This is a genomic window from Actinophytocola oryzae (assembly GCF_004364325.1).
GTDB classification, from domain to species: Bacteria; Actinomycetota; Actinomycetes; order Mycobacteriales; family Pseudonocardiaceae; genus Actinophytocola; species Actinophytocola oryzae.
The window spans coordinates 745,709-766,823 of sequence record NZ_SOCP01000002.1; the positions used below are offsets into that span (position 1 = coordinate 745,709).

At 69.7% G+C, this 21,115-nt stretch carries 21 protein-coding genes; 10 read left to right on the forward strand and 11 right to left on the reverse strand.

All coding sequences use genetic code 11. From position 1 onward, the window contains the following. Nucleotides 1–82 precede the first annotated feature (82 nt). Together CLV71_RS07010 and CLV71_RS07015 are read left to right on the forward strand one after the other, a co-directional pair. Nucleotides 83–562: a flavin reductase family protein gene (locus tag CLV71_RS07010; protein ID WP_133901769.1), complete on the forward strand. Its 480-nt coding sequence runs from the start codon at nucleotides 83–85 to the stop codon at nucleotides 560–562. A gap of 139 nt (nucleotides 563–701) precedes the next feature. Further along, entirely contained in the window at nucleotides 702–1,019 is a 318-nt protein-coding gene (locus tag CLV71_RS07015) for a putative quinol monooxygenase (protein WP_133901770.1), read from the forward strand. Nucleotides 1,020–1,022: 3 nt separating this feature from the next. On the opposite strand, the gene CLV71_RS07020 is transcribed toward CLV71_RS07015, so the two are convergent. Next, on the reverse strand, nucleotides 1,023–1,760 hold the full coding sequence (locus CLV71_RS07020; RefSeq protein WP_133901771.1) for a DUF2306 domain-containing protein: 738 nt from the start codon (nucleotides 1,758–1,760) through the stop codon (nucleotides 1,023–1,025). Nucleotides 1,761–1,865: 105 nt separating this feature from the next. Here CLV71_RS07020 and CLV71_RS07025 point away from each other — a divergent pair, with 105 nt between their 5' ends. Genes CLV71_RS07025 through CLV71_RS07035 form a run of 3 tightly spaced genes read left to right on the forward strand, consistent with a single transcriptional unit; the run spans nucleotide 1,866 to nucleotide 5,363 of the window. Further along, nucleotides 1,866–2,642 (forward strand): TetR/AcrR family transcriptional regulator, encoded by a 777-nt coding sequence (locus CLV71_RS07025; RefSeq protein ID WP_133901772.1) that lies wholly within the window; start codon nucleotides 1,866–1,868, stop codon nucleotides 2,640–2,642. 58 nt (nucleotides 2,643–2,700) lie between these two features. Continuing rightward, nucleotides 2,701–4,950 (forward strand): catalase, encoded by a 2,250-nt coding sequence (locus tag CLV71_RS07030; protein WP_133901773.1) that lies wholly within the window; start codon nucleotides 2,701–2,703, stop codon nucleotides 4,948–4,950. Between the two features lie 11 nt (nucleotides 4,951–4,961). Continuing rightward, nucleotides 4,962–5,363 carry an ankyrin repeat domain-containing protein gene (locus CLV71_RS07035; protein ID WP_133901774.1) on the forward strand — a complete coding sequence of 134 codons (402 nt, stop codon included), beginning with the start codon at nucleotides 4,962–4,964 and terminating at the stop codon, nucleotides 5,361–5,363. A gap of 93 nt (nucleotides 5,364–5,456) precedes the next feature. Here the strand turns inward: CLV71_RS07035 and CLV71_RS07040 are convergent, their stop codons facing one another. The 9 genes from CLV71_RS07040 to CLV71_RS07080 all read right to left on the reverse strand — a co-directional run bounded on the left by CLV71_RS07040 (nucleotide 5,457) and on the right by CLV71_RS07080 (nucleotide 12,690). Beyond that, on the reverse strand, nucleotides 5,457–6,131 hold the full coding sequence (locus CLV71_RS07040) for a DUF6766 family protein (RefSeq protein ID WP_133901775.1): 675 nt from the start codon (nucleotides 6,129–6,131) through the stop codon (nucleotides 5,457–5,459). A 79-nt stretch (nucleotides 6,132–6,210) separates the two neighbouring features. Further along, the gene (locus tag CLV71_RS07045) at nucleotides 6,211–6,609 is read right to left on the reverse strand and encodes a hypothetical protein (protein WP_133901776.1); all 399 of its coding nucleotides are present in this window, start codon (nucleotides 6,607–6,609) and stop codon (nucleotides 6,211–6,213) included. 117 nt (nucleotides 6,610–6,726) lie between these two features. Continuing rightward, the gene (locus CLV71_RS07050) at nucleotides 6,727–7,902 is read right to left on the reverse strand and encodes a PQQ-dependent sugar dehydrogenase (protein WP_133901777.1); all 1,176 of its coding nucleotides are present in this window, start codon (nucleotides 7,900–7,902) and stop codon (nucleotides 6,727–6,729) included. 104 nt (nucleotides 7,903–8,006) lie between these two features. Further along, on the reverse strand, nucleotides 8,007–9,182 hold the full coding sequence (locus tag CLV71_RS07055; RefSeq protein ID WP_133901778.1) for a cytochrome P450: 1,176 nt from the start codon (nucleotides 9,180–9,182) through the stop codon (nucleotides 8,007–8,009). Then, nucleotides 9,179–9,982: an ABC transporter permease gene (locus CLV71_RS07060; protein WP_133901779.1), complete on the reverse strand. Its 804-nt coding sequence runs from the start codon at nucleotides 9,980–9,982 to the stop codon at nucleotides 9,179–9,181. Before CLV71_RS07060 ends, CLV71_RS07055 begins: the two co-directional genes overlap by 4 nt. Further along, the gene (locus tag CLV71_RS07065; RefSeq protein WP_133901780.1) at nucleotides 9,979–10,926 is read right to left on the reverse strand and encodes an ATP-binding cassette domain-containing protein; all 948 of its coding nucleotides are present in this window, start codon (nucleotides 10,924–10,926) and stop codon (nucleotides 9,979–9,981) included. Before CLV71_RS07065 ends, CLV71_RS07060 begins: the two co-directional genes overlap by 4 nt. A 17-nt stretch (nucleotides 10,927–10,943) precedes the next feature. Next, the gene (locus tag CLV71_RS07070) at nucleotides 10,944–11,789 is read right to left on the reverse strand and encodes a DUF4097 family beta strand repeat-containing protein (protein ID WP_133901781.1); all 846 of its coding nucleotides are present in this window, start codon (nucleotides 11,787–11,789) and stop codon (nucleotides 10,944–10,946) included. A gap of 50 nt (nucleotides 11,790–11,839) precedes the next feature. After that, nucleotides 11,840–12,379, reverse strand: a complete 540-nt coding sequence (locus CLV71_RS07075) for a toxin-antitoxin system HicB family antitoxin (protein ID WP_133901782.1) — start codon at nucleotides 12,377–12,379, stop codon at nucleotides 11,840–11,842. Between the two features lie 86 nt (nucleotides 12,380–12,465). Further along, a complete protein-coding gene (locus CLV71_RS07080) occupies nucleotides 12,466–12,690 on the reverse strand; it encodes a hypothetical protein (protein ID WP_133901783.1) in 225 nt (74 codons plus the stop codon). A 557-nt stretch (nucleotides 12,691–13,247) separates the two neighbouring features. On the opposite strand from CLV71_RS07080, the gene CLV71_RS07090 reads away from it, so the two are divergent. Beyond that, nucleotides 13,248–13,793 (forward strand): EF-hand domain-containing protein, encoded by a 546-nt coding sequence (locus CLV71_RS07090; protein WP_133901784.1) that lies wholly within the window; start codon nucleotides 13,248–13,250, stop codon nucleotides 13,791–13,793. Continuing rightward, a complete protein-coding gene (locus tag CLV71_RS07095) occupies nucleotides 13,790–14,755 on the forward strand; it encodes a terpene synthase family protein (protein ID WP_133901785.1) in 966 nt (321 codons plus the stop codon). Before CLV71_RS07090 ends, CLV71_RS07095 begins: the two co-directional genes overlap by 4 nt. A gap of 32 nt (nucleotides 14,756–14,787) precedes the next feature. Here CLV71_RS07095 and CLV71_RS07100 read toward each other — a convergent pair whose 3' ends face one another. Continuing rightward, on the reverse strand, nucleotides 14,788–15,789 hold the full coding sequence (locus CLV71_RS07100) for a LacI family DNA-binding transcriptional regulator (protein WP_133901786.1): 1,002 nt from the start codon (nucleotides 15,787–15,789) through the stop codon (nucleotides 14,788–14,790). A 164-nt stretch (nucleotides 15,790–15,953) separates the two neighbouring features. Between CLV71_RS07100 and CLV71_RS07105 the strand changes: the two genes are divergently transcribed. Genes CLV71_RS07105 through CLV71_RS07115 form a run of 3 tightly spaced genes read left to right on the forward strand, consistent with a single transcriptional unit; the run spans nucleotide 15,954 to nucleotide 21,107 of the window. After that, complete coding sequence (locus CLV71_RS07105) at nucleotides 15,954–17,825, forward strand: discoidin domain-containing protein (RefSeq protein ID WP_208297419.1); 1,872 nt, start codon at nucleotides 15,954–15,956, stop codon at nucleotides 17,823–17,825. A 49-nt stretch (nucleotides 17,826–17,874) separates the two neighbouring features. Beyond that, nucleotides 17,875–19,701 (forward strand): ricin-type beta-trefoil lectin domain protein, encoded by a 1,827-nt coding sequence (locus CLV71_RS07110; RefSeq protein WP_133901787.1) that lies wholly within the window; start codon nucleotides 17,875–17,877, stop codon nucleotides 19,699–19,701. After that, nucleotides 19,698–21,107 (forward strand): SMP-30/gluconolactonase/LRE family protein, encoded by a 1,410-nt coding sequence (locus CLV71_RS07115; RefSeq protein WP_133901788.1) that lies wholly within the window; start codon nucleotides 19,698–19,700, stop codon nucleotides 21,105–21,107. Before CLV71_RS07110 ends, CLV71_RS07115 begins: the two co-directional genes overlap by 4 nt. Nucleotides 21,108–21,115 lie beyond the last annotated feature (8 nt).

A 21,115-nucleotide genomic window follows, 5' to 3' on the forward strand; every position in this document is an offset into this window, starting at 1 on the left:
ACCGGTCGTCCTGTCACCGACCTGACACGGCTCTGACACCGACCCGGCGTCCGCGTCCGCCCGTCCCAGTACGGTGTCGCCCATGGCGGACTTCGACGACCTGGTCGGTCGGCTGGACTACCCGATGCTCATCGTGACCGCGAACGACGGTCACAGGCGGGCAGGCTGCCTGGTCGGGTTCGCGAGCCAGTGCGCGATCGACCCGCCGAGGTACATGGTGTGGCTGTCGAAGAACAACCGGACTTTTCAGGTGGCCGGGCGTTGCGACCGGCTCGGCGTGCACGTGCTGGGACGGGGGAACCGATTGCTCGCGGAGCTTTTCGGCACGGTCACCGGGTTCGACGAGGACAAGTTCACCCGCTGTGAGTGGCACGACGGTCCGGACGGTGTGCCCGTGCTGGCGGACTGCCCGCAGTGGTTCGTCGGGCGGGTCCTGTCCCGGCACGACACCGGCGACCACGAGGGCATCCTGCTCGAACCGACGGCCGTGGGTGGCGGAGCGGACCTGGGCCAGCTCGGCTTCCAGTCGGTCCGGGACCTCGACGCGGGCAACGAGGCGTGAGCGGAACTCCAGGGTTCTTCCCGGAGTCGGAGGCCGCGTCATGGGTGATGCGGAGCGCGGCGGGGACGTCGTGCGTCCACCCGGGAGGTCTTGATCTACAGTGCACTGACGACAAGCTCCCGGCGAAGGGGGAACGCGCGTGTCCGGCGGGAACATGTTCAGTGTCTACGGACGGATGACCGCACTGCCCGGCCGGCGTGACGACCTGGTCGCCGCGCTCCTCGACGGGTTCCGTGCCGGCGACGGCGGCGGCCTGCTCGCGTACAGCATCAACACCGCCTTCGACGATCCGGACACGATCTGGCTGACACAGCTGTGGATCGACAAGGAAGCCCACGACGCGACCACCCGTTCCGAGCCGGTCGCCGCGGCCAGCCGCCGGGTTCCCTCGCTCCTGGCTCGGCAGCCGGAGGGCTTCTACGGCCACGCCATCCACGTTCACGGCCAGACCACCTAGTCCTCAGGCGCTCGGCACCCGGACGCTCGTGCCGACACCCCGCGTGGCGGTGCGGCGGCTGCCTGGTTGGCGGCGTTCCAGCAGCCAGTCCGTGAGCAGCAACAGGAGCAGCGGGCTGAGCCACACCCCGATGCTCACGGCGCTGTACCGCATCAGCTCCTCGCTGCCGCCGAAGGTGGTGTCCACCTGCGGTGTGAGCACGATCGTGGCCACCACGTTGACGACCCGGCTCAGCACGATCGACATGGCGAGCGCGAAGCTGCGTGACATCCACCTGCGGTGGTCACCGTAACGGCCTTGCCGGGCCATCCGCAGGCCGATGATCGTGACCGTGAGCCACAGCGCCGAGCCGACCAGGTTCGCCACCCGCACCGACGGGCCCGCCGTGGTGTGCCAGCCGATGTACAGCCCGAGCACGCCGGCGGGGAGCGCACCGCCGAAGACGTAGAGCCGGCCGGTGAGCCGGTGCCCGCGCCGGTGGGTGTTGCGGAACGCGGGCCAGATCTGGAAGCAGGCCGTCACCATCGCCACCGCGCCGAACAGGACGTGCGCGACCAGCAGCGGGTAGTAGACGTCGTTGCCCTCCGGCGGTTCCAGCCGGGACAGCGACGGGTCGAGGGTCAGGTAGGGCGGCACCGAGAACGCCAGGAACGCCGCTGCCACCAGGAACAGGGGCCCGATCCAGGGGCGGCGCCACCAGGTGCGCACGCGGCGGGGCGGCACGTCCTTCGTCGAGGTCATGGGGAATCCGTTCCGGGGAGGCCAGGAAAAACTACGTACACCATACATAAATATGTAGGACATGCATAGTTTTAGAATGTGCCGACGACACGGACGGGACGGCACATGGCGACACGGGGCAAGAGCCCGGATCTTCAGCACAGCCTCACGCTGCTGTGGGAGGGGCGCTCCCCGGGCCGGCGCGGGCCACGAGCACGCCTCACCGTGGAGGGGATCGCGCAGGCCGCCATCCGGATCGCGGACGCGGACGGCCTGGAAGCGCTGTCGATGCAGCGGATCGCCGCCGAGCTGGGCTACTCGACGATGTCCATCTACAACCACATCCCCAGCAAGGACCTGCTGCTCGAGGTGGTCGCCGACGTCGCGGCAGGCAGGCCGCCCGAGCCCGACCGAGCGGACGACTTCCGGTACGCGGTGCGGCACTGGGTCGGCGCGCTGTGGGCAGGTTTCCAGACACGCCCCTGGCTGCTCCGCGTCCCGCTCGACCACGCGCCGATCGGGCCCAACCAACTCGCGTGGCTCGACCGCCTGCTGCGGCCCCTGCTCGTGGCCGGTCTGAGGGGCGGCGAGGCCAGGGCGGCGGCCCTGCACCTGACCGCGGTCGTGCGCGGCACGGCACAGATCAGCACGGACCTGACCAGCGCGCACAGGACCGACGACGGCCACCCCCGCACCGAGGCCGAGGTGGCCCAGGTGCTCGCCGGGTTCATCGATCCGGACGTCTACCCGGCGCTGGCCGCGGTCCACGCCGCCGAGAGTGCCGAGGTCGAACGGGAACGGGACGCGCTGCCCGCCGAGTTGAGCTTCGGGGTCGACCGGTTCCTGGACGGTGTCGAGGCCTGGGTGGCTCGCCGGGGCCGAGAGTCGTCGGTTCGGCGTTGAGTAGGGGCCGGATCCCTGGGTATTGCCTGTAGCAACTTTCCCCTACGAGGAGGACGAAGTGGCTTCAGGTAAACCGGGCAAGCTCGTCAAGGCGGCACTCGAGAAGGCGGTGGAGAAGGTCGCCGAGCTGGTGAATCCCCCTATCCCCGGCGCGCCGGGCAGTGAGCCGCCTTCGCTCGAGGAGCCGGTCGAGCCCCGTGGGCCGCTGGCGCCCAAGGCCGACCAGACCGGCCCGGAGACGGTGTCGCCGACCGGCGCGGACACCGGCGCCCCGCAGCTGTCCAACGGGCAGCAGGGCGAGTACCTCACCACGTCGGCCGGCCTGCGCCTGTACGACACCGACCACTCGCTGAAGGCAGGCGAGCGGGGGCCGACGCTGCTGCAGGACCACCACCTGCGTGAGAAGGTCATGCACTTCGACCACGAGCGCATCCCGGAGCGGGTCGTGCACGCGCGTGGCTACGGGGCGCACGGCGTGTTCGTCGGCTACGGCACGGGTGCGAACGTCTGCAGGGCGGGCTTCCTGGCCAACGGGGTCGAGACGCCGGTGTTCGTCCGGTTCTCCACGGTCGTCGGGTCACGCGGCTCGGCCGACGCCGTCCGCGACACCCGTGGGTTCGCGACGAAGTTCTACACGCAGGAGGGCAACTTCGACCTGGTCGGCAACAACATCCCGGTCTTCTTCATCCAGGACGGGATCAAGTTCCCCGACATCATCCACGCGGCCAAGCCGCACCCGGATCGCGAGATCCCGCAGGCGCAGAGCGCGCACGACACGTTCTGGGACTTCGTCTCGACCCACACCGAAGCCACCCACCACGTCATGTGGAACATGTCCGACCGCGCGATCCCGCGCTCCTACCGGACGATGGAGGGCTTCGGGGTCCACACGTTCCGCCTCGTCAACGCCGAGGGGGAGACCGCGCTCGCGAAGTTCCACTGGAAGCCGAAGCTGGGCGTGCACTCCCTGGTGTGGGAGGAGGCCCAGATGATCAACGGCTTCGACCCGGACTACCACCGCCGCGACCTCGCCGACGCCATCGAGTCCGGCGCGTACCCGCAGTGGGAGCTGGGCCTGCAGGTCTTCCCGGACACGCCGAGGCAGACGTTCGAGGGCATCGACCTGCTGGACCCGACGAAGTTCGTGCCGGAGGAGCTGGCACCGGTGCAGCCGGTGGGGATGCTGACGCTCAACCGCAACACGCTGAACTACTTCGCGGAGACCGAGCAGGTCGCGTTCCACCTCGGGAACCTCGTGCCCGGCATCGACGTGACCGACGACCCGCTGTTCCAGGCACGGCTGTTCTCCTACCTGGACACCCAGCTGACCAGGCTCGCCGGGCCGAACTTCAACCAGATCCCGATCAACCGGCCGCACACGGCGGTCAACGACATGTTCCGCGACGGCTTCCACCAGCACGCCGTGCACGCCGGGGTCGCGCCGTACCGGCCGAACACCCTCGACGGGGGCAACCCGTTCGAGACCGGGCCCGACGCCCGGCCGTTCGTGGAGGTGGCGCAGCCGTTGGCGAAGGTGGCGAAGGTGCGGCAGTCGCCGGTGTCCTTCGCCGACCACTACACGCAGCCGAGGCTGTTCTGGCAGAGCCTCTCGCCGGTGGAGAAGGAGCACGTCGTGCGTGCCTTCACCTTCGAGCTGGGCAAGTGCTACGAGCAGGCCATCAAGGAACGCGAGCTGCAGGTGCTGGCCAATGTGGACACTGTGCTGTGCCAGGAGGTGGCCAGGGGACTCGGACTGCCTGCCCCGACCGTCACCGGGCGGCCGAAGAAGGTCACGCCGAGCCCCGCGCTCTCCCAGGTCGGGCACAGCTGGCCGGTCGACGGGCGCATCATCGGGATCGTGGTCGACCCGGCCGACCTCGACGGCGTGCGTGCGGTGCGTGAGGTGATCCTCGCCGCCGGGATGGTGCCGCTGCTGATCGCGGCGACCGGCGGTCCGCTGGACGCCGACAGCGGCCTCGTCGCGCAGCGCACGTTCCTCACCGCCCGTTCGGTCGAGTTCGACGCGCTGCTGCTCGCGGGCAGCCCGCCGCCCGCCCCGGACGCGTTGCCGTCGCCGAACGGCAAGGCGGTCGTCGACCCGCGTGTCGTCCTGATGGTCCAGGAGTGCTTCCGCCACTCGAAGGCGATCGGCGGCTGGGGCAACGCGGCCGTCGCGCTCGAGGCGGCCGGTTGTGCCGACGGGCCGGGGGTCGTGCTCGGCGACGACGCGGCGTCCGTGCTCGGTGACGTGACCAAGCTGCTCGGCACCCACCGCGTGTGGGAACGGTTCCCCGCCAGCATCTCCTGAGAGGTCCGGTCGTGCCAGAAGCACTCACCGAGGAGGAGCTGACGTTCCTCCGCTCGATGTTCGATCTCGCCCGTCAGGGTGAGACCGGGCGGCTCGTGGCGGCGGTCGACGCCGGGATACCCGTGAACCTCACCAACGAGGCCGGGGACTCCCTGCTCATCCTGGCCGCCTACCACGACCATCCGGAGACGGTGCGGGCACTGCTCGACCGGGGCGCCGACACGGCAAGGGTCAACGACCGTGGCCAGACCGCGCTCGGAGCGGCGGTTTTCCGCCGCTCCGAGCGCAATGTCGCCCAACTGTTGGCCTCGGGTGCCGACCCGGCCCTCGGTCCGCGTTCCGCGCTGGACATCGCGGAGTTCTTCGACCTGCCCGAGATGCTGGCGCTCCTGCGTCAGCCGGACCCGCACTGAAGGACGCCTTCCTTACGCTGGGAGCACTGAAGGCGTCCTTCAGTACCCCCGGCGTTACGAAGGACGCCTTCAGTGCGTTCGGCCGGCGGGTGGTTATCCGGTGCTGTCGGTCGTCGCGTGTGGGGCGCCGACGGGTTTCGACTCCGGTGAGCCGCGCTGGCGGAGGTAGACGCTGAACACGGCCATGGAGCCGAGGGCGAGGAACTCGGACTGCCAGTTCTGGAGCGTGCGGTTCCAGAAGTCGGCGCTCGCCACGTATCCCGCCCACGTGACGGGGTCGGTGAGCTGTGCCAGCTGTTCGGCGTTGTAGGCGGCCTGGCCCGCGATGGACTGTGCGAGCCAGGACAGCAGGAACACCACGGCCATGGTGGCGCACAGGGAATGAGAGAACACCCGCGTGCGCCAACCGCCACTGCGGACCCACTTCGGCGAGTCCGCGGTGGCGTACGCGCCGACGAGCTGCTTCTCGTCGGACTCGGTCCCGATCTCGGCGGGCTTCTTGGACTCCGGTGAGCCGAGCTGCACGAGCCAGACCGTCGCGAAGATGTAGAGGAAGAACTGGAGGTACTCGGACTGCCAGTTCTCGGCGACGTCCACGGCGAAGTCCGTGCTGGCGACATAGGTCCAGAACGGGATCTGCCTGCCGCCGTCGACGAGCTGCTGGTCGTTGAAGTCCGCGTGCCCGGACACGGCCTGCCCGACGAGTGTGGCGAGGAAGAGCAGGCCGAACGCCAGGCTCAACCCGTTGGCGCGCAGGTACCGCTTCATGGGCGAAGGAGTCCGATCACGATGAAGTAGGCGAGACCGAGCAGGATCGCCCCGAGGTACACCGCGAAGATCGCGTGTCTCATCCGGACGCCAGCGTGCAGTCGTAGGTGTCCCGCTCGGCGCGGGTGCACCCGGCGGCGTCGACGCGCCAGCCGCTGTCGAGCTCGACGAGGAACAGCGTGTCGTCGCTGGTGTGCACCTGCGCGCGGTCGGACCACACGGAGGCGTCGCGTACGTCGCCGACGGGCAGCGAGAGCGTGGGGAGCGCCTGCCCGCACGTCTCATGTGGACGGGTCAGGTGGCTGGCGGTGTTCGGTGCGAGCAGCTCGCACGCGGTGCCGAGATCGTTGGCGCGCAACGCGTTCACGAACCGCCCCGCCTGCCTGGCGGCATCGTCGGCCCGCTGGTCCACGCTACAGCCCGAGACGAGAGCCAAGCCCGCCACGGCCACGCCGACGACCAACCACCTGACGATCACCCGCCCACACTACCCGGCTGGTCGGCCCTCAGAACGGCCTACCGGCCGGTGTAATCCCATCGAGTGTCGGAACGGGCCAGGACGACCTCGGGTCGAGGTCATCCTGGCCGTGTGCCGTCAGGCCCTGGCGAAGCCGACCCGGTACACCTTGCCCGGCAGGTCGGTCACGAGGTACACCTCACCGTCGCGGTCGGTGCCGAACGCGTTGACGTACTCGGGGAACGTGCCGAGCTGGGCGCTCGTGTACGTGCCGTCCCTATTGGCACGCAGGCCGTACGCGGTGTTGGCGCAGAAGTCGGACGCGAGGTAGGTGCCCGCCGCCAGGTTCGCGTAACGCTGCCCTCGGTACACCAGCCCGCCGATCACGGCACAGCCCTCGAGTCCCGAGCGGTAGTCGAACACCGGTGGCGTGTAGTCGGCCGCGGGGTCGCAGCGGGTCTCCTCGAAGACGACCGGTCCCTCCATGCACGACCACCCGAAGTTCGTGCCGCCGTCGCGGGCGCCGATGTGGTCGACCTCCTCGTAGCGGCCCTGTCCCACGTCGGCGATCCACAGGGACCGGTCGGCCCTGTCGAACGCGAACTTCCACGGGTTGCGCAGGCCCGACGCCCAGATCTCGGGCCGCGCGCCGGGGACGCCGACGAACGGGTTGCCCGCCGGCACGCAGTAGGGGAGCGGGGCGCACGCCCTGCTCACGTCGATGCGCAGTATCTTGCCGAGCAACGTGTTCCGGTTCTGCCCGCTGCCGTAGGGGTCGCCGCCGCTGCCGCCGTCGCCGATGCCCATGTACAGGTAGCCGTCCGGGCCGAACGTGACGTGTCCGCCGTTGTGGTTGCCGAACTCCGCGTGCTCCTGGGTGAGCAGGACCTTCTCGGCGCCCGTGGCGAGGTTGAGGCGCGACAGCGTCACCGCCGCGTCCGGCATGCGCGTGTAGACGACGTAGACCGTCCTGCTGCGTGCGAAGTCCGGTGCGGGGGCCAGGCCGAGCAGGCCGCGTTCGGCGTCCGTCTCGTTCACGCGGGCCGTCATGTCGAGCACCGGGGTCGGCGCGAGGCCGGATCTCGGGTCGTAGGAACGGATGCGGCCGGGTTTCTCCGTGACGAGCAGCCTGCCGTCCGGCAGGCCGTTGACCGACGTGGGACGGTTCAGGTCCGCGGCCACCTCGGTGGTGGTGACCCGCAGCTCCGCCAGCGGCACCTCCCTGCCGCCCGCGTCGGCGGTGCCCACGGAGGCCAGGACGGCCGCGACGGCCACGACCGGTGCGATGAGAAGTCGACTTCGTCGTCGGGACATGCAGGGCTCCCTCGCGTCAATGGTCTAGACAACTCATTGAACCACTCGAAGGGTGCGTTGGGTAGTCGGCCGGTCACGCTTCGGGATACCGTTGTTGCCGTTCGCTACCAGGTGACGGGCAGCCCGTGCACGCCGTGGATGTTCGAGTCGGTGCGCAGCGGCACGTCCGCCGCGTCGACCGCGAGGCGGAGCGTGGGAAATCTCTTCAACAGGGCCGGGAACGCGACACGCATCTCCACCCTGGCGAGCTGCTGGCCGAGACACTGGTGGATGCCGTGGCCCAGTGCGACGTGACCGGCCGCGTGCCGGGTCAGGTCGAGGGTGTCCGGGTCGGGGAAGCGCGCCGGGTCCCGGTTGGCCGCCTGCAACGAGACGGTGACCGTCTCGCCCGCCCGTACCAGCTCGCCACCCAGCTCGACGTCGGTCAGTGCGGCGCGGGCACCGGTGTGCGCGATGCTCAGGTACCGCAACAGCTCCTCGACCGCCTCGTCCACAGTGGACCAACCGTCGCGCAGCTCGCCGAGCTGGTCGGGGTTGGTCAGCAGCGCGAACGTACCGAGGGCGATCATGTTGGCGGTGGTGTCCATGCCGGCACCCAGCAGGAAGGTGCCGAGGCCGGACAGTTCGACGTCGTCCAGGTCACTGGTCGTCAGGTCGCTCAGCAGGTCGTCGGTCGGTGACCTCCGCTTGGCCAGGACCAGTTCGTGCAGGTACTCGTACAGGGCCGTCAGCGCGGCGCCCTGGTCCTCCATCCCGGCGCTGGTCGAGGTCAGCGTCCGTACCGTTCGCTGGAAGAACTCGTGGTCGGCGTAGGGCACGCCGAGCAGCTCGCAGATCGTCAGCGCCGGCACCGGCTGCGCGTAGGCGGTGACCAGGTCGGTCGGCGGGCCCTGCTGGGCCATGGTGTCCAGCTGTTCCGCGCAGATCTCCGCCACGCGCTCGGTGAGCAGCCGCATCCTGCGGACGGTGAAGCGGCCTGCCAGCAGCTCCCGGAAGCGGGTGTGTTCCGGTGCGTCGATGCCGGTCAGGTCGCCGGGCATGGCGGGTGGGATCTCATCGGGACCACCGGGGAACGGGTAGTGCATGAGCTCGTAGCGTGCGCTGAACCGGCTGTCGGCGAGCACGGCGCGGACCAGCTCGTGGCTGGTCGTCAGCCAGCCGACGTGTCCGTCGGGGTAGACCATCCTCGTCAGCGGCCGCAGCTCGGCCAGTTCGGCGGGTGGGTCGAACGGGCAGCCCTCGGGCCTCGTCGTCGGCAGCCCGGGAATCGGGGCGGTCATCGGTTGCGTTCCTTGCGGAACAACGACTTCGACCACACGTACCCGAGCAGCGCGAGCAGTACGCACCAGCCGACCGCGAGCCATCCGCTGTCGCCGACCGGGGTGCCCAGCAGCAGACCCCTGATCGTCTCGACGACCGGCGAGAAGGGCTGGTACTCGGCGAACCAGCGCAGCCAGGACGGCATGGAGTCGGTGGGCACGAACCCGCTGCCGAAGAAGGGGAGCAGCGCGAGGAACATCGGGGTGTTGCTCGCCGTCTCGACGCTCTTCGCGGCGAGGCCCATCGCCACGCACAGCCAGGTGAGCGCGATCGTCAGCAGCAACAGCACCCCGGCCGCCGCCACCCATTCGCCGAAGGTCGCCGTGGGGGAGAACCCGACGAGCAGCGCGACACCGAGGACGATCGCGAGGCCCAGCACGGCCTGGATGACCGTGCCGATGACGTGACCGGTCAGCACCGAGGCCCTGCTGATCGCCATGGTGCGGAACCGCGCGATGATGCCCTCGGTCATGTCCGTGGCGACGTTGATGGCGACACCCATCGCCGCGCTGGCGACGGTGATCATCAGGATGGCCGGCGTCACATAGCCGACGTACTCCGCGCGCCCGCCCAGCCCGGTGACGGCCGCCGAGCCGAGCCCGTCGCCGAGGGTGCCGCCGAAGACGTAGACGAACAGCAGCAGGAACACGATCGGCTGGCCGACCAGCAGGAGCGTGAGCGACGGATAGCGCTGCATGCGCCGAAGACTCCTGCGCAGCATGGTCATCGAGTCGCGCATCCCGTAGGACAGGGTGGTCATCTGGCCGGCTCCTTCTCGGGCTCGGTCCGGTGCCCGGTGAGGCTGAGGAAGACGTCGTCGAGGTCGGGGGTGTGCATGGTGAGGCTCTCGACGGTGACCGCCGCCGCGGTGAGCCGGTCGAGCACCGCCTGCAGCGAGGTGACGCTGCCGTCGGTCGGCACCCGGAGCGTGTGCGTCTCGTCGTCCTCTGTGGACACGTGGAGCACGTTCGTCGCGCGGTGCAGTGCGTCCGTGTCGGCGAAGCGCAGCCGCAGGTGCCCGCCGGGCATCCGGCGCTTCAGCTCGTCGGGGGTGCCCTGCGCGACGAGCCTGCCGCCATCGAGCACCGCGATCCGGTCCGCGAGCTGGTCGGCCTCGTCGAGGTACTGCGTGGTGAGGAAGATCGTCACGCCGTTCGCCACCAGGTCGCGGATGATGTCCCACATGGTGCGGCGGCTGCGCGGGTCGAGGCCGGTGGTGGGCTCGTCGAGGAAGATGACCAACGGGTCGCCGACCAGGGTCATCGCGAGGTCGAGCTTGCGGCGCATGCCACCCGAGTAGGTGGCCGGCGTCTTCTTGGCGACGTCGGCCAGGTCGAACCTGTCGAGCAGTGCCGCCGCGCGCCTGCGCCCCTCGCGGCGCGGCAGGTGGTGCAGGTTCGCCATGAGGAGCAGGTTCTCCTCGGCGGTGAGCAGGTTGTCGACCGCGGAGAACTGGCCGGTGAGGCCGATGGCGGCGCGGACGCCGTCCGGGTCGGTCGCCAGGTCGTGCCCGGCGACGGCCGCGGTGCCGCCGTCCGGGCCGATCAGCGTGGACAGGATGTTGACGGTGGTGGTCTTGCCTGCCCCGTTGGGGCCGAGCAGCGAGAACACGGTGCCGGGCGCGACGTCCAGGTCGATGCCGTCGAGCACGACCCTGTCGTCGTAGGACTTGCGCAGTCCGGTCGCCGAGATGGCCTGGCTCATGTGGTGTCCCCCGGGTGTCACGAGCGGTGGATGGCGACGTCGCCGAAGGAGGTGTTGGCCCGCACCTCGACCTTGTCGGTCTCGGCACCGGGTGCGGTGGCGGCGTCCATGTCGTTGGTGACCCGGCCGTAGTGGGTCTTCACGTCGAGCCACGCCGCACTGCCCTCGCGGATGCCGATCTCGAGGTCGCCCATGCTGGTCGCGAGCGTGAGCGTGCCGCGGACGGCGTCGAGCACGCGCACGGCGCCGTTGGCGGTCCTGGCGTCGACCTCGTCCTCGGCGTGTTCGACGGTGATGTCGCCGTTGGCCGACCGCACCCGCAGCGGACCGCCCGCCGAGCCGACCGTGGTGGCGCCGTTGGAGTTCTTGACCGTGCCGGTGCCGGTGACCGCACCGACGTGCACGCGGCCGGAGCTGGTGCTGATGTCGGCGTTGCCCGCGACGTGCTCGACGACGATGTTGCCCGCGGCGGTGGACACGTTCAGGTCGCCGGTGTGGTCGAACTGGACGTGTCCGGCGCTGGCCTTGTACCGGCACTCACCGAGCCTGCCGGTGGCGTGCAGGTCGCCGAGGCCGGTGCTGCCCTGCACACGCGAGCCTGCGGGCAGCTCGACGGTCACCTCGATCGACCGCGTCTTCTTGGAGATGTCGAGCGGGCGCAGCTTCGGCCCCTTGACCGAGAGTGTGCCGCCGGAGAACTCGACGCGGGTCTGCTCCGCGGCCTTGACGTCGGAGGCGTTGGTCTCGTCGCTCGGCCGGACGTCGACGACCGTGTCGGTGCGGTCGCTCGCGACGACGCGGACGTTGCCGACGGCGGGCTCGATGTGCGCCAGGATCGGTTCGGGCGTGTCGAAAGAAGGCATGGCTGTCCCCTTGGAAGTGGTGTGTTCGATGTTTGTGCTGGTGGGAGCGGTCAGCTGACCCAGCCGGTGACGTGCTGCGTCGCGCGGTGCCCGCCACGCCCGCCACCCGTCTGTGCGACCGGGCCGCTCTGGGCCGCGGGCTGGAGCGCAGTGGACGCGGCACGCACGAGCCACGCGTTGACCGAGCGTCCCTCCGCGGCGGCCGCCTCCTCGACGCGGGCCTTGAGGGTCTCCGGCAGCCTGAAGTTGATGCGGACCATCGAGCTGTCGTCCTCCGAGGCGGATGGTGCCTCGGGTTCCGCGGTCGGTGTGCGATGTGCGGTCTCCGGCGCGGTCGACGGTTCGACCGGGGGGAGCGTGACCGCGAAGGTCGTGTCACCCGCACGCAGGCGGACCTCGACCGACCCCGGCGCGAGGTCCCGGGTGATCTCGTCGGCGGCGGCGGACAGTGCGTCCAACAACGTGAGCTTGATGGCCGATGCCAGTGGCGCGGTCAGGCGCTCGGCGAGCGCACGGGCGTCGTCGCCACCAGCCTCGGCGGCGACGGCAAGCTCCCGGCGAACGGTGTCCACATACGGCGTCAAGTCCATGGCGCCACTATGGCGCATGAATGGAGCCATGGCAAGCCGTTTGGCTCATATTGGCGCCAAGTTGGCTCGCTGTGGCGCCAGTGGGGTCAGCGGCTGTGCTCGCACTCGCGTTCGAGGTCGCAGGCGACGAGGCGGGAGGTCGGGACGAGGTGGGTGCCGGAAAGGCTGAAGTTCACCCAGGCCGACCCGGGGCGCAGGTCGGGGGCGCGACTGACGACCCTGCCGTGGTCCCCGTCGTACCGGCCGCCCGCGACGAACACGTAGGTTCCGTCCGGAAACCAGTGCTCGTCGGTTAAGGCGCTCCCGTTCATCGCTGATGTCCCCCATGTTGTGCGACCGAGGCCAAGTGCCTCGCCGAGTGTCGCCGGGGATACAACCCTGCACCTAGGGCCAAAAGACCCTGATAGGCGTCTTCTGACAAGGTTCCTGTGCAGATTCCCGTGCGGGTGCACGTTCGCTCGCAAGCCGGCCGTTTTCTCGGCGTCGGCGCGTGTTCCGGTGGATGGGACAGGACCTGGTAGTGGTCATGACCCGTTTCCTACGGTCGGAAACGAGCATAGCCGACGACCGGCCGCGACCAGCTGTCAGACCAGTCGCGAGTCCGCGCCGAGTTCGCCGCCTTCCCGGCGGCGGCGATCCTCGTCACCAGCGCGGGCGCCGACAACCGCTCACGGGCCCACGGTGTCGACGAGAGCGTGCACCTCGCGGAGTTCGATCGTGCCTGTGCCGCGGAAGCACTGCTGCTCGCCGAGCTTGCCAGTGGGGCCGTCGAGAAAGCGGCGCTTCACACGACCTGGTGAATCCCTCGCCGTCGGGCTGCGCGCCGACCGGGCGGCTTCTACTGTCTTCGCCGACGACAGGAGAGACAGTGACGACACAGTTGCAGGAACGCAAGCTCGACCGTGCGTTCAACCAGTTGGACCTCGACGGCGACGGGCAGATCGAGCACGAGGACCTGATGGGTCTGGGTGCCCGGATTCTCGTGGCGTTCGGCGAGTCGCCGACATCGACGGCGGGCCGTCGGATCATCGACCGGCTCGACGTCGTCTGGGACACGCTGCGGTCGGAGGTCGACGCCGACCAGGACGGGCAGATCTCGTTGTCGGAGTTCAGGTCCGGCATGACGTCGGCGTTCATCGACGGCCCGAAGTTCGACTCGGCGTTCCGCCCGGGGCTGGACGCGGTGCTGGAGCTGTGCGACACCGACAAGGACGGTCTGTTGTCCCACCAGGAGTTCCGCGCGCTGCAGCAGGCGTTCGGGACGGGGCCGGACCACATCGACGCGGCGTTCGAGCGGCTCGACGCCAACGGTGACGGCAGGCTCGACCTCGACGAGCTGGTCGCGGCCGTCCGCGAGTACTACACGGGCGACGACCCGGACGCGCCCGGAACGTGGTTCTTCGGTCCTCTGTGACCGCGCACCTGCTCGGCTCGCTCGTCGAGCGCGTCGACACCCTGGCCGCGCCGTGCCGGTCGCACAAGGAGGTCGACGCGATCACGGCCGCGGTGCGGGACTGGGCGTTCGACCTCGGCTACGCGTCCAGCGCCGACGAATGGGCGAGACTGAACAGCATCCGGTGTGCCGAGTTCGCCGCCTACGCGTTCGCCGACGCGCCGGTGCGCAAGGCCGCGTTGTTCGCCACGTGGATCCTGTGGAACACGGTCGTCGACGACTCACTGGACGAGACCGGTCTCGGCAGCGACGTCGAGGCCGCACGGGCGATGTTCGACGAGTTCGACCAGGTCCTGCTGGGCGGCGAGGCGAAAGGCCGGCATGCGGGCGCCCTCGCGAAACTGTGGCACGCCACCGAAACGGGCACCACGCCCGCGTGGCGCGCCCGTTTCCGCGAGGACGTCCGCCTGATCGGCGCCACCTCGGTCGCCGAGGCGGTGAACCGGGACCTGCGCAGGGTGCCGACGATCAGGGAGTACCGGGAGCTGCGTGGCGGCACCATCGGCCGCTACCTGTTCAACCTGATCGAGCACATGTACAACGTGGACCTCCCGGAGTACCTGGTGTGGTCACCCGTCTGGTCCGAACTGGCCGAGGCGAGCAACGACGTCGTGGCGTGGTGCAACGACCTGGTCTCGTACCCCCGCGAAAACGCCGCGGGCGACGTGCACAACCACGTGATCGTCGCGGCCCACGAGCTGGACCTCGACCTCGACGCGGCCGCTTCCTGGGTACTGGACCGCACGGTCGAGCGGATGGCCGACCTCGGCGCCGCCTACCGCGCGCTGCCAGAGGAGTTCGACCGTCTCGGCGTGGACCTCTTCACCTCCCGGCAGGCGAGCAAGGTGGCGTGCGTCTACGCCGCGGCCCCTCGCGCCCACATCGACTGGGTCCGCTGCTCGGCGCGCTACCAGCCGTCCTGAGAAAGGCCGGCCAGGACGACCGCGGCTCGTCCTCAGCCAGGGCACACGGACGTGGAGCCGCGGACCACGAGCGTCGTGGCCAGTTCTATGTGGAGGGCCTCGGGTTGGTGGCCGTCCAGGACGCGCATCAGTTGGGTGACGGCGATGCGGCCCATCTCCTGCAGTGGTTGTCGCACGGTGGTCAGGGGCGGGTCGGTGGCCTGGCTGAGGTCGATGTCGTCGAAGCCGGCGATCGACAGGTCGGCGGGGACGTTCAGGCCGCGTTCGCGGGCGGCCTGCAGGGTGCCGACGGCCACCTTGTCGTTGAAGCAGGCGATCGCGGTGGGGCGGGGGGTCTGGTCGAGCAGGTCGGCGGCGGCCCGTCTGCCCGCCGCGGTGGTGGGTTCGATGTGCCGCAGCCGGTTGGGGGTCAGCAGGATCCCGGCCTGGGCGAGCGCGGCGCGGTGGCCTGCGAGCCTGGCGTCGCTGGCGAGCCAGTCCTCCGGACCCGCGATCACGCCGATGTCGCGGTGTCCGAGGGCGATCAGGTGGTCGGCCACGGCCCTCGCGCCCGAGAAGTGTGCGGCGGACACCGCGGCGATGTCCGGTGGTGGCGGCGTGCGCGGGTCGACCACGACGAACGGGAAACCCGTGCGGGACAACGTGACCAGTTGGTCGCCGTCCTCGGGGGGCAGGAGCAGGATCGCCGCGTCGACGTCGTCCTGGTCCGGTAGGCCGGTGAGTGCGTCGCTGTGCTGGGCGGACTCGCCCGCGTCGAGCAGCAGGCGCAGGCCGTGGAGCTTCAGCGTCTCCGCGATCGAGGACACGATCAGACCGAAGTAGTCGGACAACACGTACGGGCAGCGGACGTAGACGGTCCGCGTCCTGACGGGCTCCTCGGCACGCAGCCTCCGTCGTTCGACCGCCTGCAGGACCAGGTCGCGGGTCCTCGGGGCCACGTTGACGTGGTCGTTGAGCACGCGGGACACGGTGGCGACCGAGACGCCGGTGTCCGCGGCGATGTCGCGGAGACTCGCGCGCGGGCTATCGGGCATGGCGCTGTTTCAGGTGACCAGGCTCGCGTTCCACCTGGTCAGTATAGCGAGACGCCCCCCAGGGTTGACGATGCCGAACCAGCGGTGTTTCATCATGCAAAGAACGTGTTTCATGACGATCGACCATCTGTTACATCCGGCGCGCTCGTGCTAGGAGGACGGCGTTGAGAACGATCGCTGTCATGGTCCTGCTGCTCGGTCTCACGGCCGCCCCGCCGGCCGCCGCCGACCGGGACGTGCCGCGGGCGCGGGTCTGGGTGACCACGCCCGACCGTGCCGAGCTGATGGTCGAACGCCCGCCCGTCACGTTCGGCACGACCCCGTCGACCCAGCCGACGATCGTGGTCGACCCGGATCGTCGCTACCAGGCCGTCGACGGGTTCGGCGCGTCCATCACCGACTCGTCGGCCACCGTGCTGGCCGGCCTCGCGCCCGCCGCCCGGGCCGACACCATGCGCAGGCTGTTCGACCCGGTACGCGGGATCGGCGTGAGCTTCCTGCGTCAGCCGGTCGGCTCCTCCGACTTCACCGCGTCCGCGCAGCACTACACCTACGACGACGTTCCCGTGGGCCAGACCGACTTCGCCCTGCGGCACTTCAGCATCGACCACGACAAGGCCGCGATCCTGCCGCTGCTGCGCGAGGCCAGGCGCCTGAACCCCTCACTGTCGGTCATGGCCACGCCGTGGAGCCCGCCCGCCTGGATGAAGACCACCGGCTCGCTCGTCGGCGGGCAGCTGCGGGACGACCCGGCCGTCTACGACGCCTACGCACGTTACCTGGTGAAGTTCGTGCAGGCGTACGCGAAGGCAGGCGTGCCGGTCGACCTGCTGTCCGTGCAGAACGAACCGCAGAACCGCGCCCCGGCAGGCTATCCCGGCACGGACATGCCCGTCGCCCAGCAGCTGAAGGTGATCGCGGCGCTCGGGCCGATGCTCCGCCGCGCCAGCCCACGCACGAAGATCCTCGCCTACGACCACAACTGGGCCACGCACCCGAACGACGGCGACACGGAAACCGACTACCCGTACCAGATCCTGCGTTCGCCCGCCGCCCGCTGGATCGCCGGGACCGCCTACCACTGCTACTACGGCGACCCCAGCGCGCAGACCGCACTGCACAACGCCTTCCCGGACGAGGGGATCTGGTTCACCGAGTGCTCCGGCTCGCACGGGCCGACCGACCCGCCGGACAAGGTCTTCCGCGACACCCTGGTCTGGCACGCCCGCAACGTCGTCCTCGGCACCACCCGCAACTGGGCACGCAGCGCGGTCAACTGGAACATCGCGCTGGACAGTACCGGCGGCCCGCACAACGGCGGCTGCGACACGTGCACCGGCCTGGTCACCGTGCAGGCGGACGGCTCGGTGACCACGGACGCCGAGTACTACACGATCGGGCACCTGTCGAAGTTCGTGAAGCCGGGCGCCCGCCGCATCGCCAGCACCTCCTTCGGCACCACCGGCTGGAACGGTCAGATCATGGACGTCGCCTTCCGCAACCCGGACGGCTCCACCGCCTTGATCGTCCACAACGAGAACGACGACCCCCGGTCGTTCGCCGTCAACGTCGGCGACCGCACCTTCGAGTACACCCTGCCCGGCGGCGCGCTGGCCACGTTCACCTGGCCGCGCAGCCGGGCACTGGACAGCACGCTGGACTACGTGCCGACCAGGAGCGCGACCGCCTCGGTCGGTGTCGACGCCGCGTTCGCCGTCGACGACGACGCCTCGACGCGTTGGACCAGTGGGGCCGCGCAGGCGCCGGGCCAGTACCTGCAGGTGGATCTGAGCGCACGCAGGCACTTCCGCCGGGTCGCGGTCGACAGCGGGGGCAACCTCGGCGACTACGCCCGTGGCTGGGCACTGTCGGCCAGCGACAACGGCAGCACGTGGCGCACTCTCGCGACCGGCACCGGCGTCGGCCAGCTCACCACCATCGACCTCCGCCGCACCAGCGCCCGGTTCCTGCGGGTCACGTCGACCTCGGGCGCGGACAGCTGGTGGAGCGTCGCCGATCTCCGTTTGTACGACTGACTTCTCCACAAGCCGTGTGGAGATTGCTCCCAACCCTGCAAGGAGCATCATGTCATCGATATTCACGAGGAGACGGGTGGTCGCCGCCGTGGCAGCGGTCGCGGCCACCGTCGGGGCGGCGGTCGTCGTCCCGGCCACCCCGGCGATGGCGGCGACGACCGCCAACGTCTGGCTCACCACCGCCGACCGGTCGAACCTCCTGCGGCAGCAGGGCGGCGTCTCGTTCGGGTCCGGCGGCAGCGGGCCCGTGATCACCGTGAACCCCAACTCCACCTACCAGTCGATGGTGGGCTTCGGCGCCTCGTTCACCGACGCGGCGGCGTGGAACGTGTTCAACTCGCCGAGACGCGACGAGATCATGAACGCGCTGTTCAACCCGAGCAGCGGGGTCGGCATGAGCTGGCTGCGCCAGCCGATCGGCGCGACGGACTTCTCACGCAGCTTCTACACCTACGACGACGGTTCGGCCGACCCGAGCCTGTCCCGGTTCTCCATCGCGCACGACAACGCCTACATCCTGCCGCTGGTGAAGCAGGCGAAGGCGTTGAACCCGAAGCTGTCCATCATGGCCACTCCGTGGAGCGCGCCCGCGTGGATGAAGACGAACAACAACCTGATCGGCGGCTCCCTCAACGACAGCCAGGTCGGCACGTATGCCGACTACCTGGTCAAGTTCGCCCAGGCCTACGGTGCCGCGGGTGTCCCGATCAACTACATGAGCGTGCAGAACGAGCCGAACTTCTCCCCGCCCGGTTACCCCGGCATGTTGATGTCGGCAGGCCAGCAGTCCAACATCATCAACAACCTGGCGCCGAAGCTGCGTTCGGCGGGCCTTCCCGCCAAGCTCCTCGGCTACGACCACAACTGGGACAACACGAGCTACGCGCAGACCGTCAACAACAGCGCGGGAAGCAACGTGGTCGGCTCGGCGTGGCACTGCTACGGCGGCAACCCCAGCGGTCAGTCCACAGTGCACAACGCGCAGCCGAGCAAGGAGATCTTCTTCACCGAGTGCTCCGGCACGTCCTCGGGTGACGACGCGAGCACCTTCCGGGACTCGCTGCGGTGGCAGGGGATCAACCTCGCGATCGGTGCCACCCGCAACTGGGCCAGGACCGTGACGATCTGGAACATGGCACTCGACGCGAACCACGGCCCGGTCATCGGCAGCTGTGGGAACTGCATGGGCGTCGTGACCACCAACGGCGGGAACGTCACCTACAACGCCGAGTACTACGTCCTCGGCCACCTCAGCAAGTTCGTCCAGCCCGGGGCGGTCCGGATCGACTCCACCGGCTACGGCGAGGGCGGCATCCAGAACGTCGCGTTCCGCAACCCGGACGGGACGATCGTGCTCGTCGCCGTCAACAGCGGTGGCACGCAGAACTTCCAGGTCTCCTTCGGCGGCCAGTCGTTCGGCTACAACCTGCCAGGCGGCGCGATGGCGACCTTCACCTGGCCGGGTTCGGGCGGCACCACCCCGCCGCCCGGCCGGACCGGTCCCATCACCGGCCTCGGCGGCAAGTGCCTGGACGTCACGAACGGTTCGACGACCAACGGCAACCTGCCGCAGCTGTGGACGTGCTCGTCCGGCCCCAACCAGCAGTGGACGCTCGCCACCGACGGCACGGTCCGCGGCCTCGGCAAGTGCCTCGACGTGACAGGCAACAGCACGGCGGACGGCGCGGCCGTGCAGCTGTGGGACTGTTTCGCAGGCGCGAACCAGAGATGGACGTACTCCTCGTCCGGCGGCCTGGTCAATGTCGGTGCCAACAAGTGTCTCGACGTGAAGGACAACAACACGGCCGACGGCGCCAAGCTGCAGATCTGGACCTGCACCGGCGGCGCCAACCAGAGGTGGACGGTGCCGGCATGACGAACCGGCTGACACGCCGGGTGTTCGCGGTGGCGGTGACGGCGGTGGCCCTCTCGGGTCTCGCCGTCACCGGCGCCGCCGCCGCGGCGGCCAACGGGACGATCACCGGCATCGGCGGCAAGTGTGTCGACGTGACAGGCGGCAGCAACGCCAACGGCACACGGGTTCAGCTGTGGACGTGTGGCGGCGGCACGGCCCAGCAGTGGTCCGTGCGCGACGACGGCTCGATCTCGGCGTTGGGCAAGTGCCTCGACGTGGCCGCAGCGTCGACCGCGAACGGTGCCGCGGTGCAGCTCTACGACTGCAACGGCACCGGCGCGCAGCGCTGGACCGCCGACGCGGGCCGACTGGTCAACGCCGGGTCGGGCAAGTGCCTCGACGCGACGGGTGTGTCCAGCGCCAACGGCACCCCGCTGCAGATCTGGTCGTGCTCGACGGGTGCGAACCAGCAGTGGACGCTGCCGGTCCCGACGCAGGAGCCGCCGAACGGCCCCTGTCCGCAGGGGCCGTTCGGCAACCCGCTGCCGTCGCCGACGTCGACCGCGACCAAGGTCAGGGACGGGTTCAACTTCCTGGAGGGCCCCACCTGGGACGCGGCGACCCAGACCCTGTTGCTGTCGAACATGCGTGACGGCACGGGCAGCCAGAACGTCCAGCCGTCGGACATCCTGCGCTACACCCCGGCGACGGGCGCGTTCGAGACGTTCATCGCGAACGCGGGCGGCAACGGGCTGGCGATCAGCCGTGACGGGAAGTCCGTCCTCGCCGCTACCCACGACCAGCGCAGTGTCTCGTCGTACGACCTGACGACGAGACAGCGGACCACGGTCGCGGCGAACCACCAGGGCCGCCTGTTCAACTCGCCGAACGACCTGACGATCGGCGCGACCGGGACGGTGTACTTCACCGACCCGGACTTCCAGCGCGCGAACCGCCCGGACCAGATGTCCGGCAGGACAGGGGTGTTCCGGGTCAGCGGTGGCGTCGTCACGCTGATCGACGACACCATCCGCGAGCCGAACGGGATCGAGCTGTCACCTGACGGCAGAACCCTGTACGTGGGCGGAAACGGTACCGGGAAGGTCTACCGGTATCCCGTCAACGCGGACGGCAGCACCGGCACGCGCAGTGACTTCGCGTCGTTGAACGGATCGGACGGCGGCACGGTCGACTGCGCGGGGAACGTCTACCAGGCCACCTACAACGACGGGAAGGTCAACGTCCTCTCCTCGTCAGGCCAGTCCCTCGGCACGATCTCGGCCGGGCGGAACACGACCAACGTCGCCTTCGGCGGCCCGGACGGGAAAACCCTCTTCATCACGTCGGGAACGCCGTCCACCGGTGGCAACACGGGCAACTTCGGGCTCTACAGCATCCGCCTGAACGTGCCGGGCTGGCCGTACTGAGCGCACAC

What these genes read in the sequence shown, in the direction of transcription:
- CLV71_RS07055 (WP_133901778.1), bottom strand. Translation starts at nt 9,182, where the DNA reads ATGACCGCCCCGATTCCCGGGCTGCCGACGACGAGGCCCGAGGGCTGC.
- CLV71_RS07010 (WP_133901769.1), top strand. Translation starts at nt 83, where the DNA reads ATGGCGGACTTCGACGACCTGGTCGGTCGGCTGGACTACCCGATGCTC.
- CLV71_RS07115 (WP_133901788.1), top strand. Translation starts at nt 19,698, where the DNA reads ATGACGAACCGGCTGACACGCCGGGTGTTCGCGGTGGCGGTGACGGCG.
- CLV71_RS07100 (WP_133901786.1), bottom strand. Translation starts at nt 15,789, where the DNA reads ATGCCCGATAGCCCGCGCGCGAGTCTCCGCGACATCGCCGCGGACACC.
- CLV71_RS07075 (WP_133901782.1), bottom strand. Translation starts at nt 12,379, where the DNA reads ATGGACTTGACGCCGTATGTGGACACCGTTCGCCGGGAGCTTGCCGTC.
- CLV71_RS07025 (WP_133901772.1), top strand. Translation starts at nt 1,866, where the DNA reads ATGGCGACACGGGGCAAGAGCCCGGATCTTCAGCACAGCCTCACGCTG.
- CLV71_RS07065 (WP_133901780.1), bottom strand. Translation starts at nt 10,926, where the DNA reads ATGAGCCAGGCCATCTCGGCGACCGGACTGCGCAAGTCCTACGACGAC.
- CLV71_RS07060 (WP_133901779.1), bottom strand. Translation starts at nt 9,982, where the DNA reads ATGACCACCCTGTCCTACGGGATGCGCGACTCGATGACCATGCTGCGC.
- CLV71_RS07040 (WP_133901775.1), bottom strand. Translation starts at nt 6,131, where the DNA reads ATGAAGCGGTACCTGCGCGCCAACGGGTTGAGCCTGGCGTTCGGCCTG.
- CLV71_RS07110 (WP_133901787.1), top strand. Translation starts at nt 17,875, where the DNA reads ATGTCATCGATATTCACGAGGAGACGGGTGGTCGCCGCCGTGGCAGCG.
- CLV71_RS07050 (WP_133901777.1), bottom strand. Translation starts at nt 7,902, where the DNA reads ATGTCCCGACGACGAAGTCGACTTCTCATCGCACCGGTCGTGGCCGTC.
- CLV71_RS07080 (WP_133901783.1), bottom strand. Translation starts at nt 12,690, where the DNA reads ATGAACGGGAGCGCCTTAACCGACGAGCACTGGTTTCCGGACGGAACC.
- CLV71_RS07020 (WP_133901771.1), bottom strand. Translation starts at nt 1,760, where the DNA reads ATGACCTCGACGAAGGACGTGCCGCCCCGCCGCGTGCGCACCTGGTGG.
- CLV71_RS07070 (WP_133901781.1), bottom strand. Translation starts at nt 11,789, where the DNA reads ATGCCTTCTTTCGACACGCCCGAACCGATCCTGGCGCACATCGAGCCC.